This is a genomic window from Streptomyces sp. SID13726 (assembly GCF_010548375.1).
In the GTDB taxonomy this organism is placed as follows: domain Bacteria; phylum Actinomycetota; class Actinomycetes; order Streptomycetales; family Streptomycetaceae; genus Streptomyces.
The window spans coordinates 141,151-158,470 of the sequence record NZ_JAAGLY010000015.1 but is presented as its reverse complement, the minus strand read 5'-3'; the positions used below and the strand labels follow the sequence as shown (position 1 = coordinate 158,470).

Genomic DNA, 17,320 nt, shown 5'->3' with positions numbered 1-17,320 from the left:
CGTACGTCAGGCGATGAGCGCCTCGTCCGACCCCAGCCGGTCGAGCAGTGCGCCCCGGTGCAGTCCGGCCACGGGTTCGAGGAGGTCGGGATGGCGGAGCAGGGCCGCGGCGCCCTGGTCCGTCGGGTCCGGGGCGAGCAGACGGCGGAACGCCGCGGGGGTGCCCCTCGTGTGTTCGCCCAGGGCGACCTCGGCCACCGCAAGTTCGGCCAGTGCCGGGTCGGCGAGCAGACAGGCCGCCCAGCTGGCGACGACCTCGTCCACCCAGCTGCGCCAGGCGTGCTCCTCGGGGTCCCGGTGGCCGGTGGCTTCCGTGCCGGTGACCCAGTGCCCGGTGTCTTCCGCGCCGGTGACCCGGTGCCCGGTGTCGTCCGCCCCGGTCACCCGGTCCAGCCGGGCGGCGCCGCCTGGTCCTGCCATGCCGACCAGGGCGACGTCCATCTCCGTCGGATAGCGCAGCCAGGCGGCGACCGTCACGGCCTGGCGGGCCTGCACCTCGCACAGAGCGGCGGCCAGCGCGCCGCCCGAGGGCGGGTAGGCGCAGGTCAGCCAGTGGGCGGTCGCCGCGATGACCGGGGAGAGATCTGCTTGCACTGCCGGGCCGCCCGAGCTGCTGGTGGAGGAGGGGACTGTCCGAAACCGTAGCCCGGGGACCCGGAGGGATGACATGGCTCCGACCGCCCCGTTCACGTGGTTTCGGCCACACCCGCCCCTTCCCCCGCCTACAGCTCCAGCCAGAACCGGGTGCGCCCGAGCCACAGGTCCAGCAGCGCAGCGTCCCCTCGTGTGACGACTCCGGGTGCGGGACGGGCGTAGAGGAAGAGGAGCAGGTCGGTCACCGGCCCGCGCACGCTCACCGCGGCCTCGCCCGACCCGCGCCGCCAGATCGGCCGCCGCCCGGTGAGGTCGAGCAGCCACTCCCCCGCCGGGCCCGCGTCGAAGCGGAGCGTGTGCCCGGGGCCGAGCAGGTCCGGTGTGCCCGGCAGGGGTTCGTAGGCTTCGGTGACGGTCGAGAACTCCAGCCACTCCTCCACGGCGTCCACCGCGAGGCTCGCCTCGACCGTGAACTCCGCGCCGGTCACCAGGGCCGCGTCGGCGCGGTGCAGCAGGGTCTCGTACGTCATGCGGCGGGCCCAGAACCGGGTGGTCTGCTCGACCAGTTGCTCGTCGGCGGGGGTCCACACCGGTACGTCGGGGCCGGCCGCGCGCAGGGTGCCGGAGAGTCGGGCGGCGCCTTCGGCGAGCCAGCCGCCGAGCGCGGAGTCGTCGACATCGCTGTGGGCGGCCGGGTCGTCGACGGAGGTGTCGGCGGTGGGTCCGGTGGCCCTGGTCCGGACGATCTCCTCCGCCCAGCGGTGGTCGGCGCCCACGTGCCGCAGCAGCCTGCCGAGGTCCCAGCCGGGGCAGGTGGGCACGGCCGCGGTCGGGTCCGCGCCCTTGATGTGGCGGGCGAGCAGATCGGTCTGGGCGACGATCGCCTCGCAGTAGTCGTCGAAGGTCGACAACGCTTCCCCCATTCGCTGCACGATTCGTCATCCCCGCCACCTAACCTGACTCCCTCCGGAACCACTACTGAATAGAGGGGGACACGCCATGCTGGTCAGGGCGGGGAGCGCGGGGCACAGGTTGGCCCACGCGGCTTTGCTGGCGGGTGTGCTGACGGGTTGTTCGGAGGCCGCGGTCGGGGAGTCCGAGACGTCCGCGCGCCCCTCGGCCAGCGCCGGCACGACTGTGCGCTCCGGCGGCTCGATCGGTGCCGCCGGTTCGGCGTGCGAACTGCCCGTCACGTTCGACATGGCGAAGGGCTGGAAGCCGGAGGCGGTCCAGGCGCCTCTGCGGCAGGGGCCGGTCAGCCTGGTGTGCGAGATCGACGCCAAGCCGGCGGGCAGCATCGGCTTCCTGCGCGTGTGGGCGGGCGAGTCCGGTGGCGGTGACGCCCGGTCCGTCCTGGAAGGTTTCGTCGCGGGCGAGGAGGGCGCGAGCGAGGAGCGGTACTCCACCTTCACGTCCGGCGCGCTCTCCGGTGTGCGGGTGGAATACCTCTTCACCAGCGAGCTGCTGGACGAGACGAAGAAGGAGAGCGCCTTCGCCGTCGTCACCGCCGACGGGCCGGTGGTCCTGCACCTCGGCGGGCTCGACACCGAGGAGCACGAGGAGATGCTCCCGGCGTACGAGCTCGCCAGGCGCACCCTGCGCACGGCCTGACCGTCAGGCCTCGGTGCCCGTGTAGAACGCGACGGTCGCCGCGGCCGTCCGCTTCGCCGTCTCCTCGTCCGCGCCGGAGGCGGCGTACGCCTCGCCCCAGCCCCGGCCCGAGCCGGTGATGAACTCGCTGCCCTCGGGCGTGGTGTGCCAGGTCGCGGCCTCCTCCTTGCTGAGCCCGCCGCCCGCGAGGTGCAGCGCGAGCCCGTACAGCCCGAGGTCCCAGCCGACTCCTACGGCCCCGGGCCCGAACTGGTCCCAGAAGTCGTCCGGTACGACGGCCACGTGCTCGAGTTCGAGGACGGTCCGCTCGCCGTCCTCCGGCGTGAGGCGCACCTCGACCTCGCTGAAGCCGGGGTCGGGTCCGTACAGCCAGCTCACCCTGAGCCGCTCGGGCTCGACGCATTCGAGGATCTCGCCGCCGGCGTTGCCCTCCAGCTGGTAGCGGCCGCCGACCTTGAGTTCGCCGCTGACCGGCATGAACCAGCGGGCGATCCGCTCGGGGGAGGTCACCGCGTCCCACACGTCGGCGGCCTCGGCGTCGTACGTGCGGCGCAGCAGGACCGTCCGGGCCTCGCCGGAGTCCACCTGTCGGGTGCCGACCCGCCGGTGCATCCGGTTGATCTCGTCGGCGATCTCACTCATTCTCGCTCACCTCTCCTTGCAGCCTGCGCTCGCGCCGTCCGCGCGCGAGCTCTGTTCCGAGCGCGTCGAGCCGCTGGTCCCAGAAACCGCGGAAGCGCTCCAGCCAGGCGTCCACCTCCCTGAGCGGGGCCGCCTCGACGGCGTAGAGCCGCCGGTTGCCGTCCGCGCGCACGGAGGCGAACCCGCTGTCCCGCAGCACCTTCAGATGCTGGGAGACGGCCGGCTGGGAGATCCCGAACTCGTCCCGGATCACGGCACTGACCTCGCCCGACGCCTGCTCGCCCGTGGCGAGCAGCTCCAATATCCGGCGCCTGACCGGATCCCCGAGAACGTCGAACGCGTGCACGGACCCCACTATGCCACCCACCACTTATATAAGCCAAGGCTTAAGAAGAAAGCCGGGGCCGCGGAGAGATCCGCGGCCCCGGCCGATGATGCCGTGTCACACGTGCGGGCGGTGACCCCGCTCCTGGCGCGGGAAGCTCTGGTCGGCTCCCGGGAGCGTGGGCTTCGGGAGGGTCGCCACCTCCTCCTTGGCCTTGGCGAGCTGCTCCGCCGTGTCCTCGGGCAGCCGGGGCGGCCGGCGGGTGGCGTGCGAGAAGCGGAAGGCGGAGGTGAGGTCGCCGAACGTCTCGCGCCGCCAGTCGGTGACGTTCGGCTCGGCCACCCCGGTGAAGCGCTCCAGGAACCGCAGCGCCGAGGTGTGGTCGAAGGACTCGGAGGCCACCCAACCGCCCACGGTCCAGGGCGAGATGATGATCGCCGGGACCCGGAAGCCGCCGCCGATGGGCAGGCCCTGGATGAACTCGTCCTTGGTGCCGGCGGGCGGGGTCGGCGGGGCCACGTGGTCGAACAGGCCGTCGTTCTCGTCGTAGTTGAGGATGAATGCGGTCTTGCGCCACACCTTCGGGTTCGACGCGATCGCCTCGATCTTCGAGGCCACGAAGTCGGCACCGGCCGCCGGGAGGTAGTCCGGGTGCTCCGACTGGAAGCTGGTCGGCATGATCCAGCTCACCGCCGGGAGGCGGTCGTTGCGCGCGTCGTCCTCGAACGTCCCCTCGGGCTGCGGCCGTACGCCTCGCTCGTACAGGTCGGAGCCGGGCTGGGCGTTCTTGAAGGCGGCGAACTGCTCCAGCATGTTGCAGCCGTAGTCGTCGTCCTGCTGGTAGACCTTCCAGCTGACCCCGGCCGCCTGGAGCCTTTCGGCGTACGTCGTCCAGCGGTACGGCGTCGGCGCGACGTTGCTCGTGATGGGGCCGCCGTGGGTGCCGGCCGGGTCGATGCTGCCGGTCATCCACATCAGGCGGTTCGGCCAGGTCGGGCCGAAGACCGAGCAGAAGTAGTGGTCGCAGATGGTGAAGGTCTCGGCGAGGGCGAACTGGAAGGGGATGTCCTCGCGGGTGTAGTAGCCCATCACGTAGGGGCCGTTGACGCCGTCGGCCTTGCGGTGGGCCGGCAGCCACTGATCCATCCGGCCGCCGTTCCACGCCTCGTGCTGCACGGACCAGGCGTGCGAGGTGGACGGGATCGCCTGGGCGCTCGACGTGTGCGTGTCGAGGTGGAAGGGCAGCAGATAGCCCTTGGGGTTCTCGGCGTCGGGCTGGTAGAAGACCGGCCGGCCGTTCTTCAGGCGCAGCGCGTGCGGGTCGGCGAAGCCGCGGACGCCGGACAGGGTGCCGAAGTAGTGGTCGAAGGACCGGTTCTCCTGCATCAGCATGACGACGTGCTCGATGTCGTCGAGCGAGCTGTGCCGGGGAGGTTCGGCGGCGACGGCCTTCTGGACGCTCGGCGGGAGGAGGGAGAGGGCCGCGGCACCGCCCAGCGCGCCGGCGGCGGAGCCCAGGAGTCTACGACGGGTCAACTCAGCCATGATTGCCCCTTCTTGAGCTGGAGAGAGCTCTTCTCGGTGGCGGTCGGCCCGGGGTGGGGCACGGACCGCCGATCACTCTCCGCCCGGCCCGGCACAGGGCGTCAGGGGCACGTGATGAACATGCGGCCAACGTGTACTCAGGACTTGGCCAAGCCATGACCTGCGGGAAGGGGACGTTGCCCGGTGGTTGCCTCGCGTTGGGCGAGGGATGGGGACTGTTTGCGAAAGGGCATGAGGGCCGGCGGGGGAACCGGCGGCCCTCGGACCGGCTGATCGGTCAGGCCGTGGCGTGGACGCTCAGGCGGGTACCACCGCGGAACGCAGCATCGGGTGGCGGGCCGTCAGTTCCTCGGGCACGGCGAAGGCCTCGGTGAGGGTCAGGGCGTGCGGGACCAGGGCGCCGACGGCGGCCTCCAGTGCTTCCGGAAGCTCGCGGACCTGCTCGGCGGTCAGCCTTTCGTGCGCCAGCAGTTCACCGCTGTGCGCGGCCACGTAGCGCAGCGCGAACAGGGTGTGCAGGTCGAGCAGGAGGAGCCGGGCCTGCGGGTCGGTGGCGAGTCCGGCGGCGGCGAGGAGTTCCTGTGCGGCCAGCCGGTGGACATGGGCGTCGACGAGGGACAGCGCCGAGCCGGAGGCGCCGTTCCAGCGCTCCAGGGGCGAGCCGACCCGCCGGGCGCGCAGCCGGATCCTGGCCCGCTGGTGCCGGATGCGCTCCAGGTCCGCGAGGAGGTCGTGCAGATGCACCGGGTCGCGCAGGGAGCGGGTGGCGGGCGGCACCTCGCTCGGGGGCCTCGGGGTGAAGCCGCCCATCAGCATCTCCCCCGCCGCCTTGACCCAGATGACGGTGTTGTCGCCCTCGGCGGTGATGGTGCCCTCGTTGGCGGCGAGCTGGCCGGCGATGCCGTTGGACAGCAACAGGCCCTGTGCGCCGCAGCGTTCACGGCACTCGGTCATCACCGCGCGGGCCTGCCAGGTGATCCAGCCCTTGGCGATGGCCACCAGCCGCTCGGCGTCCTCGCGTTCGCCCTCCGTGGCCTCCGCCCAGCGGCGTACGACACCGCGCTGGAGCAGAGTGGCGGCGTAGGTCGTGGCCAGCGCCTCGACCAGGGGGGCGTGGTGGGTGCGGTGCGTGAACAGCGGGACGCGCTGGCCGCTGGTCATGCCCGAGGTGACCCGCTGATGGGCGTGGCGCACGGCGACGGTCATGGCGTGCCGGGTGACGCCGAGGCTGTAGGCGCTCATGCAGAGTTTGCCCATGGTGACCCGGCCGATGGAGCGCAGGAACCTCTTGCGGGGGCTGCCGAGGCAGGAGACGAGTTCGCCCCCGGACGTCAGCCGGCCGTGTTCGCCCTGGAGCAGGGCGGTCAGCGGCAGCCGGACCGCGTCGAAGGAGGTGGCGCAGTGGTCGACGGGGCTGCTGGCCGTCTGGGGCAGCGACTCCACGTGCACGCCGGGCAGATGGCGTCCGCTCGCGTCGGTGAGCGGGGTGAGGAAGAGGAAGACGCCGTGGTCCGCGCCGTCGATCACCAGGCGGGCGGCCACCAGGGCGTCCTTGGGGCCGCCGGCCACGGACGTGTTGGGCATCCATTTGCGCGCCCCGGGCGACGGGGTGCTGAGCACGAACTCCCCCGCGGCCCGGTCGAGGGTCGCGGTGGTCTCCAGCTGGGGCGCGTCGTTGCCGTGCGCCTGCTCGGTGCACAGGAAGGTGCCGAGGCGTTCCATGCGCAGCCAGGGGCCGAGGTCCCGGTCCCCGTGGTCGTGTTCGAGCAGGCTGCCGAGGAACAGGTTGTAGTGGATGCTGGCGATGGTCGTCATGCCGGCGTCCACCACCCCGGCCCATTCGTGCAGGGCGCCGAGCGCGACGGGGTCGCGCGCCAGCGCCTGGGGATCGGGGACGGCTTCGTTGACCGTGCGGAGGCGTTGATAGGAGAGCTCCGTGCGTTCCTGGTGGGTCAGCCCCTCGCGATAGGCGAACGTGTCGGAGCTGAACAGGCGGCGCCACGGCTCATGGATCTCAGCCTGGGAGCCGAAGAGCAGGTGTCGAAGTGCGGCGGTCTCGGTCAGCGGCCGTGACGTCACGGGGAGTTGAGAGGTGATCACAGCGGCAACGTAGCCTGGGCGACACCCTGATCACATCATGATCATCACCACGATTGAACTGCCTCAAGGCGTGGTAGTTACCCGTTAAACGGCCTCTCTAATACCACAAGGCGCAATCCACACAAGGGTGATTCCCCTCGCAGGCGGCACTCTACGCCACCACGAATGGGCCACTTCGGTTACCTCGGTTGGGCGTGTCGCCCTTCCCCTCACGGAACACGCCGCAGGGCGCACCGGTCGGTCACCAGCCGCTGACGCGGCTCCAGAAACCCCGGACCTCGGGCGCGCCGGTCGCCGGCCGGGAGCCGTCCACGACGTGGTAGCCGTGGTGCTGGGCCGCGGTGGCGCAGGCGTGGTTGGGCAGCACGCGCAGCCGGGTGCCGACCGGCAGGTCGGGCAGCCGGGCGCCGTCCCGGGCGGTGAGGGTGCCGTGTTCCTGGCTGGCGCCCGTCATGACCAGCCCCGGGACGAGGCTGCCGTCGAGGCCGGCGACCAGGCCGTAGCCCTGGTCCTGCGCCTGGGCGGCGGTGCCGCGGTCGCGGGACATGGCCATCCAGCCGCCGTCGGTGAGGATCCATCCGTACTGGGGGCGGTGGCCGATGACGGTGACGACGACCGACAGGGCGAGGTCCTCCACGCGGCAAACGCCGAGGCCGGCCATCACCAGGTCGAAGAAGACGTAGTTGCCGGCGCGCAGTTCGGTGACGCCGGTGAGGTCCTCGGCGGCGTGGGCGGTCGGGGTCGAGCCGACGCTGACGGTGGCCACGGGCAGGCCGGCCGCGCGCAGCCGCTCCGCCGCGGCGACGGCACTGTCGCGTTCGTTCTCCGCGGCCAGGCGCCGGTCCTCCTCGGAGTGGGCGAAGTAGGACTCGCCCGCGTGGGTCAGCACGCCGTCCAGGCAGCCCGCCGCGTGCAGGACGCGTCCGACGGCGGGCAGTGCCGGGTCGTCGGGCCTGAGGCCGCCGCGGTGTCCGTCGCAGTCGACCTCGATCTGGGCCGGCACCGGAAGTCCGGCCTCGCGGGCGGCCCGGGCGACGGACTCGGCCTGCTCCGCGCTGTCCAGCAGGACGCGCAGGGTGACTCCGCGCCGCAGCAGGGCGACGACGCGCGGGAGTTTGTGGGGGTCGATGCCGACAGCGTAGGTGATGTCGGTCCAGCCGCCGTCGGCGAACGCCTCGGCCTCGGCCAGCGTGGAGACGGTGACCGGACCGGGCGCTTCGTCGCCGTCGTGCAGGAGGGCGGCGACGTCGAGGCTCTTGGCCGTCTTCACATGGGGGCGCAGGGTGACGCCGAGCCGGTCGGCCCGGTCCGCCAGCCGCCGGATGTTCCGCTTCACCCGGTCGACGTCGACGACGGCGAACGGGGTGTCGGGGTCGGCCAGGGTGTGCGTGACGGTGTGCGCGGCCGGTGCGGTCATGGGGGGCCTTCACTTCGTGTAGTTGTAGACCGTCGCCCGGGAGACGCCGAGCAGGTCCGCGATGGTCCGGGCGGCGTCGCGCGAGTCGAACCAGCCGTCCTGGTGGAGCTGTCGTACGAGTGCCTTCTTGTCCTCGCGGCTGAGCGAGCGCGGGGTGGTGGCGCGCTCGGCGGCGGACTCCTCTACCGCCTGGCGCAGTTCGCGCACGGTACGGTCCCGCAGCGTCTCCAGGGGCTGCTCGGGGTGCTCGGTGTCGGTGGCCACAAGGTTCGCCAGCGCGAGGGTCACGGGCGAGAGGACCGACACGTCGAGGTTGAGGCAGAGGGCCGCGACGTACTCGCCGGCGGAGTTCCTGATGCCGATGGACGTGCTCTTGGCGGGGCGGCCGTCGGGGAAGCGGTTGGGGTAGTTCTGGACGACGCTCGGGTAGCGGGGGTCGGCGATGCGGGCCAGGCCCAGTTCGGTCGCGGAGTCCCCCACCTGCCGTCCGGAGAGGTTGTTCTCGATCGCCCGGACGGCGTGCCGCGGATCCCGCAGGTCGTGCAGCACCACCTCGCACAGCCCCGGGAACATCCGGCCCAGCGCGACCGCGATCTTCTCCGCCTCCGCGATGAGGTGCTCGTCCGCATCGTCGACGGCGCCTTGCCCGGTCAACGTCCCGCCCTCCGATCTGTCTGGACTTATTGTCCAGCACTGGATATTCAGACTAAGTGGCGGTTCGACGGGTTGTCCAGCACACCGGTCGCGGTATACATATGGGCCGCCCGGGTGCGGGCCGGTGGCCCGGTGGCGCATTCTTGCTGTGTCGCCCGCGGGACGGCGCACGGACGAGGTAGGGCCGATGACTGGGACCGTCGAGGACGCACACCCGACGGCCGGGCGGCTGGCGGCGCTGTTGATCGACGCTTCCACGGAGGCGATCAGTGCGGCCGGCGGCCACGCCGGAGGGGTCTATCTGCGCTCCCGCACGCCCGGACTGGTTCTGCTCGCCGTGCTGTCGGGGCTGCCGGGACAGCTCTTCCGCCCCTGGTGGCGGCTGCACGCGGACCGGCCCTTCCCCGTCGCGGACGCCTACCGGCTCGGCGTCCAGGTGGTGCTGCCGAACGCCACCGAGACCATGCGCCGCTACCCCCAGTTCGCGGCCGGGCTGCCGTTCCAGTTCGGCTCGCTCTACGTGCCGGTCACCTCCGGGTCGACGACCTTCGGGGTGCTGACCGTCCTGCGCCCGGCCGTCGCGGACGCCGCCGAGGTGCTCTCCGACCGCGACCGCGTGGTGCGGCTGGCCCAGGAGCTGGGAGCGACGCTGTCCGCCCTGGCCGACGAGGACGAGGCGGCGCCGGTCGCGTGGGACGGCGAGCCGCTGTGCCTGCGCCCGCCCACCTCGTCCGTCTCCATGGGCCGCACCGGGCGCTTCGCCTGGGACCCCAAGGCGGCCGACCTCACCCTGGACGAGGACCTGCACACCCTGCTGGGCCTGCCGCCGACGGAGTTCCCGGGCACCGTCGAGGCGTTCGCGGACGCCGTCGCCCCCACGGAGACCCACCGCATCCTGGCCACCTTCCGGGACACGGCCGCGGGCAGACCCCCGGCCCTGCCGCTCTACCTGCGCTCCGGGGACGGCGAGCTGCGGCTGCTGGACCTGTGGAACGCCTACGACCCGCCCGCCGCGCCCGCCGTCCGGGGCGTCGTCGTCGCTCCGGGACCCGTCTCCACGGCGGACTCGGCGGCCGATCTGCTGCCGGACGGGGTGTTCTGCCTGGACCGCCTGGGCCACGTCGTCTACGCGAATCCGCGTGCTGCGCACCTCCTGGGCCGCTCCCGCGCCGAGCTGGTCGGCCGGGACCTGTGGGAGGCGGTGCCGTGGCTGGGCCGCCCCGACTTCGAGGACCATCTGCGGGCGGCCCTGCTGGCCCCGGACCCGGTCCACTTCCATCTCGTACGGCCTCCCGAGCCCGGCGGGGACTCCGGGGCGCCGTCGGACGCGGAGCAGGCTACGACAGAGCCCGCGCGGCAGTCGTACGAAGGTGACTGGCTCGCCCTGTCCGTGTACCCGGGCCCGGACCGGATGACCTGCACGGTCCGGCCCGCGAGCCGGGTGGCGGACAGTCCCGCGGGACAGGCGGGCGCCGAGCCGGGGCCGAGCGCGCTGGCGCCGCTGTACCGGCCGATCGCGCTCGCCATCGCCCTGAGCGAGGCGGTCACCGCCCGGCAGGTGTCCGCCGTGGTGATGCGGGAGCTGCTGCCCGCCTTCGGGGGCCGCCGGCTGGCGATCTATCTCCTCCAGGACCGGCATCTGTACCTGGAGTGGGAGACCGGCTTCCCCAAGGGCTTCCTGACGCCCTTCGACGGCGTGGGGCTGGACGCGCACCTGCCCGGTGTGGAGACGCTCACCAGTGGCCGGCCGCTGTTCTTCGACTCGATGCAGGAGCTGACGGCCGCCTATCCGGGCATCCCGCTGGACGCGACCGAGGGCGCCCGGACGTTCCTGCCTCTCATCGCCTCCGGGCGGCCGGTGGGCTCCTGCATCCTCGGTTTCGACCGGCCGCGCAGCTTCAGCACCGAGGAGCGCACGGTGCTCACCGCGCTGGCCGGACTGATCGCCCACGCCATGGAGAAGGCGCAGCGCTACGAGTCGGAGACCGCGCTCGCCCGGGGCCTCCAGCAGGCGCTGCTCCCCCGCCGGCTGTCCGCGCACCCGCAGCTGGAGACCGCCGGGCGCTATCTGCCGGGCACCGCGGGGATGGACGTCGGTGGTGACTGGTACGACGTCGTCGAGTCCGGCGACGGGCTGGCCCTGGTCATCGGGGACGTCCAGGGACACGGGGTGCAGGCGGCGGCGACCATGGGCCAGCTGCGCAGCGCGGTCAGGGCGTTCGCGCTCGGCGACCGGCCGCCGGACGAGGTCATGAGCAGCACCAACCATCTCCTCATCGACCTCGATCCCGGTCTGTTCGCGAGCTGCTGCTACATCCGGCTCGATCCCGCGACCGGCGTCGCCAGGGCGGCCCGCGCCGGTCATCCGCCCCCGCTGCTGCGCAGCCCCGACGGCCGCACCCGGGTCCTGGACCTGCCCGGCGGGGTCGTGCTCGGCGTAGACGCGCGGGCCCGCTATCCGGTCACCGAGCTCCGGATGGAGCCCGGCGCGGTCCTGGCGCTGTACACGGACGGTCTGGTGGAGCGGCCCGGCGGCGACATCGACGAGGGCATCACCGCGCTGCGGGTGGCCCTCGCGAAGGCCGGTGCTCCCGCCGCCCGGCCGGGTGGACGGTTCCTGGCCGCAGTGGCGGACCGGCTCACGGCGATCGCCCGGCACTCCCTGGACCGCCCCGACGACATCGCGCTGCTGCTCGCGACCCGGCGCGCGGCCCCGGCGTCCGGCGCGCACTGAGTGGTCCGGGCGGGCGCCGGGGCGGCTGTGTCGCCGTTCTGTCACACCCTGTGACGCCCCTCGCCTCCTGGGGCGCGGCAGTGTAGACATGGGCACATGGTCCGACTCCTGGGCCGCTCCGGGGGCGGGCCGGCCCGTCGCCCCGACGGTCCGCACCCCCCGCACGCCTCCGACCGCGCTCCCGATCCGCACCAGAGCCCGGCGCGGGGCAGTTCGCCGACGCGGTCGGAGCGGAACGGAAGCAGGCCCGAGCGCGGTCCGGGAGCCCTGCGGGCGGCGCTCGGCGGGCGCAGTGTGGCCGGGCAGGTGTTCGTCCTCCAGGTCGTGATCGTCCTGCTGCTGGTCGTGGCCGCGGTGGTGGCGCTGGTGCTCCAGGTGCGGCACGACAGCACGATCGAGGCCCGCAACCGCTCGGTCGCGGTGGCCGAGTCCTTCGCCAACGCCCCCGGCACCCGCGAGGCCCTGGACAGCGCCGACCCCTCGGCGGTGCTCCAGCCGCGCGCGGAGGCGGCCCGCAAGGCGACGAAGGTGGACTTCATCGTCGTCATGAACACCGACGGCATCCGCTACACGCATCCCAAGACGGACCGCATCGGCAAGAAGTTCGTCGGGGACATCGCGCCCGCGCTGGCCGGACGGGTCGTCACGGAGGACATCACCGGGACCATCGGACCGCTCGTGCAGGCGGTCGTGCCGATCAAGGCGGACGACGGGAAGGTCGTCGGCCTGGTCTCGGCCGGCATCACGACGGACAGCGTGGGCGGCACCGCCGACCAGCAGCTGCCGCTGCTCCTGCTCGCCGCCGCCGTCGCGCTCGTCCTGGCCATGGCCGGCACGGCCCTGGTCAGCAGACGGCTGCTGCGCCAGACGCACGGCCTCGGCCCGCACGAGATGACCCGCATGTACGAGCACCACGACGCGGTGCTGCACGCGGTGCGCGAGGGCGTCCTGATCGTCGGCGGCGAGGGTCGGCTGCTGCTCGCCAACGACGAGGCGCACCGCCTGCTCGACCTGCCCGCCGACGCCGAGGGCCGGCACGTCCTGGACCTCTCGCTGCCCACCGACACCGCCGGGCTGCTGGCCTCTGGGCGGGTCGCCACCGACGAGGTGCACCGGGTCAAGGACCGGCTCCTGGCGGTCAACCAGCGCCCCACCGACATCCAGGGCGGCCCGCCGGGCAGCGTCGCCACCCTGCGCGACTCCACCGAGCTGCGGGCCCTGTCCGGGCGGGCCGAGGCGGCCCGTGAGCGCCTCGACATGCTGTACGACGCCACGGTGGGCATCGGGACGAGCCTGGACGTGACCCGGACCGCCGAGGAGCTGGCGGAGCTGGCCGTGCCGCGGTTCGCGGACTTCGCCACCGTCGACCTGTTCGACGCCGTCCTCAGCGGCGGACAGCCCGAGTCGGCGACCGTGCTGCGCCGCACCGCGCTCAGCGGGATCCGCAAGGACGCCCCGCTGTACCAGGTCGGCGAGCAGATCCGCCTGGTCGACTCCGCGCCCCAGGCCCGCAGCATCGGCGGCGGCCGGGCCGTCCTGGAGTCGCGCCTCGCCGAGGCCACGGGCTGGCGGGCGCAGGACCTGGAGCGCTCCGCGCAGGTCCTGGCGTACGGCATCCACTCGCTGATCGCCGTCCCTCTCAGGGCCGGCAACCTCGTCCTCGGCACCGTCAGCTTCTGGCGCTCGGAGAAGCCGAAGCCGTTCGACTCCGAGGAGGTGGCCCTCGCCGAGGAGCTGGTCACCCGGGCCGCGGTCTCCATCGACAACGCCCGCCGCTACACCCGCGAGCACACCATGGCGGTCACGCTCCAGCGCAGTCTGCTGCCGCGCAACCTGCCCGAGCAGGACGCCCTGGACATCGCCTACCAGTACCTGCCGGCGCAGGCCGGGGTGGGCGGCGACTGGTTCGACGTGCTGCCGCTGTCCGGGGCGCGGGTCGCGCTGGTGGTCGGCGACGTGGTGGGACACGGACTGCACGCGGCGGCCACGATGGGCCGGCTGCGCACCGCGGTGCACAACTTCTCCGCCCTGGACCTGCCGCCCGACGAACTGCTCGCCCTGCTGGACGAGTTGGTCGCGCGCATCGACCAGGACGAGGCGGAGGAGAGCGGCGACTCGCCGGTCACCGGCGCGACCTGTCTGTACGCGGTCTACGACCCGGTGTCGCGGCGCTGCACCATCGCCCGGGCCGGACATCCGCCGCCCGCACTGATCCACCCCGACGGCCGGGTCGAGTACCCCGAGGTGCCCGCCGGTCCCCCGCTCGGCCTCGGCGGCCTGCCGTTCGAGACGGCCGATCTGGAGCTGGCCGAGGGCAGCCGTCTGGTCCTGTACACGGACGGGCTCGTGGAGGACCGGGAACGCGACATCGACGTCGGCCTCGAACTGCTGCGCACGGCCCTGGAGCAGGCCGGTCCCTCGCCGGAGGAGACCTGCCGGGCCGTTCTCGACGCCCGTCCGCCGTCCCGGGCTGCCGACGACATCGCGCTGATCGTGGCCCGCACCCGGGCGCTCCCCGCCGACCGGATCGCCGAGTGGCAGGTGCCCGCGGACCCGGCCGCCGTCAAGGACGTCCGGGCCTCGGTGACCCGGCAGCTGGCCCGCTGGGACCTGGACGACCTCGCGTTCACGACGGAGCTGATCCTGAGCGAGCTCGTCACCAACGCGATCCGCTACGGCGGCGACCCGATCCATGTGCGCATGCTGTACGACCGCACCCTGATCTGCGAGGTCTTCGACAGCAGCAGCACCTCGCCGCATCTGCGGTACGCGGCGATGACCGACGAGGGCGGGCGCGGACTGTTCCTCGTCGCGCAGCTCAGCGAGCGCTGGGGCACCCGGTACACCCCGGCGGGCAAGGTCATCTGGGCCGAACAACCGCTGCCCTGAGCCACATCGAGGGCTGATTCAGGACATTCAACGCTCATAAGGTGATCTTATGAGCCCATAGATCGGACCCGCGTACCGACTTAGGCTTGCCTTAGCTTAGGCTTCCCCCGAGTTGATCTGTCGTCGCTCGAAGGGAACCTGATCATGCCCCGCCCCCTGCGGGTAGCCATCGTCGGAGCCGGCCCCGCCGGGATCTACGCCGCCGACGCGCTGCTCAAGTCCGATGTGGCCGCCGAACCCGGTGTCTCCATCGATCTCTTCGAGCGGATGCCGGCCCCGTTCGGACTGATCCGTTACGGCGTGGCTCCGGACCACCCCCGGATCAAGGGCATCATCACGGCCCTGCACCAGGTGCTCGACAAGCCGCAGATCCGGCTGTTCGGCAACGTCGACTACCCGACCGACATCAGCCTCGACGACCTGCGCGCGTTCTACGACGCCGTGATCTTCTCCACCGGCGCGACGGCCGACCGCGAGCTGCGCATCCCGGGCGTGGAGCTCGAAGGCTCCTACGGTGCCGCGGACTTCGTCTCCTGGTACGACGGCCACCCGGACGTGCCGCGCACCTGGCCGCTGGAGGCCGAGAAGGTCGCGGTGCTCGGCGTCGGCAACGTCGCCCTGGACGTGGCGCGCATCCTGGCCAAGACGGCCGACGAGCTGCTGCCCACGGAGATCCCGCCGAACGTCCACGAGGGCCTGAAGGCCAACAAGGCGCTGGAGGTCCACGTCTTCGGCCGCCGCGGCCCGGCGCAGGCGAAGTTCTCCCCGATGGAGCTGCGGGAGCTGGACCACTCCCCCAACATCGAGGTCATCGTCGACCCCGAGGACATCGACTACGACGCGGGCTCGATCGAGACCCGGCGCGGCAACAAGCAGGCCGACATGGTCGCCAAGACCCTGGAGAACTGGGCGATCCGCGACACCGGCGACCGCCCGCACAAGCTGTTCCTGCACTTCTTCGAGTCGCCCACCGAGATCCTCGGCGAGGACGGCAGGGTCGTGGGCCTGCGCACCGAGCGCACCGCCCTCGACGGCACCGGCAACGTCAAGGGCACCGGCGAGTTCAAGGACTGGGACGTCACCGGGGTCTACCGCGCGGTCGGCTACCTCTCCGACAAGCTGCCCAAGCTGCCCTGGGACATCGACTCGGGCACGGTCCCGGACGCGGGCGGCCGGGTGATGCAGGAGAGCGGCGAGCACCTCCGGTCGACGTACGTCACCGGCTGGATCCGGCGCGGCCCGGTGGGTCTCATCGGCCACACCAAGGGCGACGCCAACGAGACGGTGTCCAACCTGCTGGACGACCACGCCAACGGCCGCCTTCAGACGCCGGGTTCGCCCGAGCCGGAGGCCGTGGACGCGTTCCTCACCGAGCGGAACGTCCGCTTCACCACCTGGGAGGGCTGGTACCGGCTGGACGCCGCCGAGAAGGCGCTGGGCGAGCCCCAGGGCCGCGAGCGCGTGAAGCTCGTCGAGCGTGAGGACATGCTCCGCGCGAGCGGCGCCTGATCCACCCGCGACGCCGGTCGTGCCGCTGTCCCCGGACACGCGCGGCCGGCGTCGCGCTGTGCACGGAACCCCCGCCGCCGTCCGGTCGTTGCCCCCATGTCCGTACGACCGTACGGGCCGACGCGGGACGAACGGGGAGAGTGTGGCACGCGTACTGGTCATCGGCGGCGGCATCGCCGGTACGGCGACGGCTCTGGCACTGCACAAGGCGGGTTTCGAGGCCACCGTGCACGAGGCCCATCCGGACTCGGCGGAGGACATCGGCGCGTTCCTCACCCTGGCGAGCAACGGCATGCGCGCCCTCGCCCAGGTGGACGCCTCGTCGGCGGTCACGGCGATCGGCTTCCCGCTGACCTCGCTGCGGCTCGTGGACCACACCGGCGGCGAGGTGGCGCACGCCCCGATGGGCGAGGTCGGCGACCCGCTCCTGCACTACCGGTGCCTGCGCCGCGGCGAGCTCAGCTCCGCGCTCCAGGCGGAGGCCGGGCGCCGGGGCATCGCCGTCCGGCACGGCGCCCGGCTCGCCTCCGTGGAGGACGGCCCGGACTCCGTCACCGCGCACTTCACCGACGGCAGCAGCGCGACCGGCGACCTGCTGATCGGCGCCGACGGCCTGAACTCCGCCGTACGCCGGTCGCTGTCGCCCGGAACCGAGCCGTCCTACTCCGGCCAGTACGTCTTCTACGGCTACACACGCGCCGCGACCGCGCCCGGCACGGACGCGTGCATCACCATGGTCCGCGGCAGCAGGGCCGCCTTCGGCTACTCGGTGTCTCCCGACGGGGAGACCTACTGGTTCGCCCGGGTCACCGGCGATCCGCTGTCCACCGAGGAGTTGGCGCAGGGCACGCCCGGCGCCTGGCGCGCGCGGCTGCTGCCGCTGCTGCGCGAGGACTCCACCCCGGCCGCGGACATCGTCGAGGCCACCGGCGACGACCTGATGGTCACCAACGCCACCGAGATCCCCACCGGCACGCCCTGGCGCGCGGGGCGGACCCTGCTCGTCGGCGACGCGGCCCACGCCGCCTCGCCCGCGACCGGTCAGGGCGCGTCGATGGCTCTGGAGGACGCCGTCGTCCTCGCCAAGTCCCTGCGGGACGCTCCGGACACCGACGCGGCGCTCGCCCTCTACGAGGAGATCCGCCGCCCGCGCGTGGAGCACAACACCACGGTCAGCGGCAACATCTCCCGCGGCACCCACACCCCCTCCGGCGCCGCCCGGCCCTCGGACGAGGAACTGGCCCGGCTGCTGGAGTGGGACACGCCGGTCTTTCCGCTTCGTACAATTTGAGTCCGAACG

Annotated in this window: 13 protein-coding genes; 5 read left to right on the top strand and 8 right to left on the bottom strand. The window is 72.7% G+C overall.

What is annotated here, in order from left to right; genetic code table 11:
• Positions 1-6: 6 nt before the first annotated feature.
• Both G3I78_RS32220 and G3I78_RS32215 read right to left on the bottom strand, forming a co-directional pair.
• Positions 7-594: a hypothetical protein gene (locus G3I78_RS32220; protein ID WP_164431074.1), complete on the bottom strand. Its 588-nt coding sequence runs from the start codon at positions 592-594 to the stop codon at positions 7-9.
• Positions 595-722: 128 nt separating this feature from the next.
• Positions 723-1,517: a maleylpyruvate isomerase family mycothiol-dependent enzyme gene (locus G3I78_RS32215; protein ID WP_164431073.1), complete on the bottom strand. Its 795-nt coding sequence runs from the start codon at positions 1,515-1,517 to the stop codon at positions 723-725.
• 76 nt (positions 1,518-1,593) lie between these two features.
• Between G3I78_RS32215 and G3I78_RS32210 the strand changes: the two genes are divergently transcribed.
• Positions 1,594-2,205, top strand: coding sequence for a lipoprotein (locus G3I78_RS32210; RefSeq protein ID WP_164431072.1), 612 nt, complete (start codon positions 1,594-1,596; stop codon positions 2,203-2,205).
• Between the two features lie 3 nt (positions 2,206-2,208).
• Here the strand turns inward: G3I78_RS32210 and G3I78_RS32205 are convergent, their stop codons facing one another.
• The 6 genes from G3I78_RS32205 to G3I78_RS32180 all read right to left on the bottom strand — a co-directional run bounded on the left by G3I78_RS32205 (position 2,209) and on the right by G3I78_RS32180 (position 8,888).
• Positions 2,209-2,847 (bottom strand): SRPBCC family protein, encoded by a 639-nt coding sequence (locus G3I78_RS32205; RefSeq protein ID WP_164431071.1) that lies wholly within the window; start codon positions 2,845-2,847, stop codon positions 2,209-2,211.
• Complete coding sequence (locus G3I78_RS32200; protein ID WP_164431252.1) at positions 2,840-3,202, bottom strand: metalloregulator ArsR/SmtB family transcription factor; 363 nt, start codon at positions 3,200-3,202, stop codon at positions 2,840-2,842. The genes G3I78_RS32205 and G3I78_RS32200 overlap by 8 nt, the downstream gene beginning before the upstream one ends.
• Before the next feature lie 87 nt (positions 3,203-3,289).
• A complete protein-coding gene (locus G3I78_RS32195) occupies positions 3,290-4,717 on the bottom strand; it encodes an alkaline phosphatase family protein (RefSeq protein WP_164431070.1) in 1,428 nt (475 codons plus the stop codon).
• A gap of 297 nt (positions 4,718-5,014) precedes the next feature.
• The gene (locus G3I78_RS32190) at positions 5,015-6,817 is read right to left on the bottom strand and encodes an acyl-CoA dehydrogenase (RefSeq protein ID WP_164431069.1); all 1,803 of its coding nucleotides are present in this window, start codon (positions 6,815-6,817) and stop codon (positions 5,015-5,017) included.
• A gap of 241 nt (positions 6,818-7,058) precedes the next feature.
• On the bottom strand, positions 7,059-8,234 hold the full coding sequence (locus G3I78_RS32185; protein WP_164431068.1) for a DSD1 family PLP-dependent enzyme: 1,176 nt from the start codon (positions 8,232-8,234) through the stop codon (positions 7,059-7,061).
• Between the two features lie 9 nt (positions 8,235-8,243).
• A complete protein-coding gene (locus G3I78_RS32180) occupies positions 8,244-8,888 on the bottom strand; it encodes a PAS domain-containing protein (RefSeq protein WP_239158173.1) in 645 nt (214 codons plus the stop codon).
• 187 nt (positions 8,889-9,075) lie between these two features.
• Here G3I78_RS32180 and G3I78_RS32175 point away from each other — a divergent pair, with 187 nt between their 5' ends.
• The 4 genes from G3I78_RS32175 (at position 9,076) to G3I78_RS32160 (ending at position 17,311) form a co-directional block, all read left to right on the top strand.
• Positions 9,076-11,622 carry a SpoIIE family protein phosphatase gene (locus tag G3I78_RS32175; RefSeq protein WP_164431064.1) on the top strand — a complete coding sequence of 849 codons (2,547 nt, stop codon included), beginning with the start codon at positions 9,076-9,078 and terminating at the stop codon, positions 11,620-11,622.
• A gap of 96 nt (positions 11,623-11,718) precedes the next feature.
• Positions 11,719-14,511 carry a SpoIIE family protein phosphatase/ATP-binding protein gene (locus G3I78_RS32170; RefSeq protein ID WP_239158172.1) on the top strand — a complete coding sequence of 931 codons (2,793 nt, stop codon included), beginning with the start codon at positions 11,719-11,721 and terminating at the stop codon, positions 14,509-14,511.
• 144 nt (positions 14,512-14,655) lie between these two features.
• Positions 14,656-16,020 carry an FAD-dependent oxidoreductase gene (locus G3I78_RS32165; RefSeq protein ID WP_164431062.1) on the top strand — a complete coding sequence of 455 codons (1,365 nt, stop codon included), beginning with the start codon at positions 14,656-14,658 and terminating at the stop codon, positions 16,018-16,020.
• A 142-nt stretch (positions 16,021-16,162) separates the two neighbouring features.
• Positions 16,163-17,311 carry an NAD(P)/FAD-dependent oxidoreductase gene (locus G3I78_RS32160; RefSeq protein ID WP_164431060.1) on the top strand — a complete coding sequence of 383 codons (1,149 nt, stop codon included), beginning with the start codon at positions 16,163-16,165 and terminating at the stop codon, positions 17,309-17,311.
• Positions 17,312-17,320 lie beyond the last annotated feature (9 nt).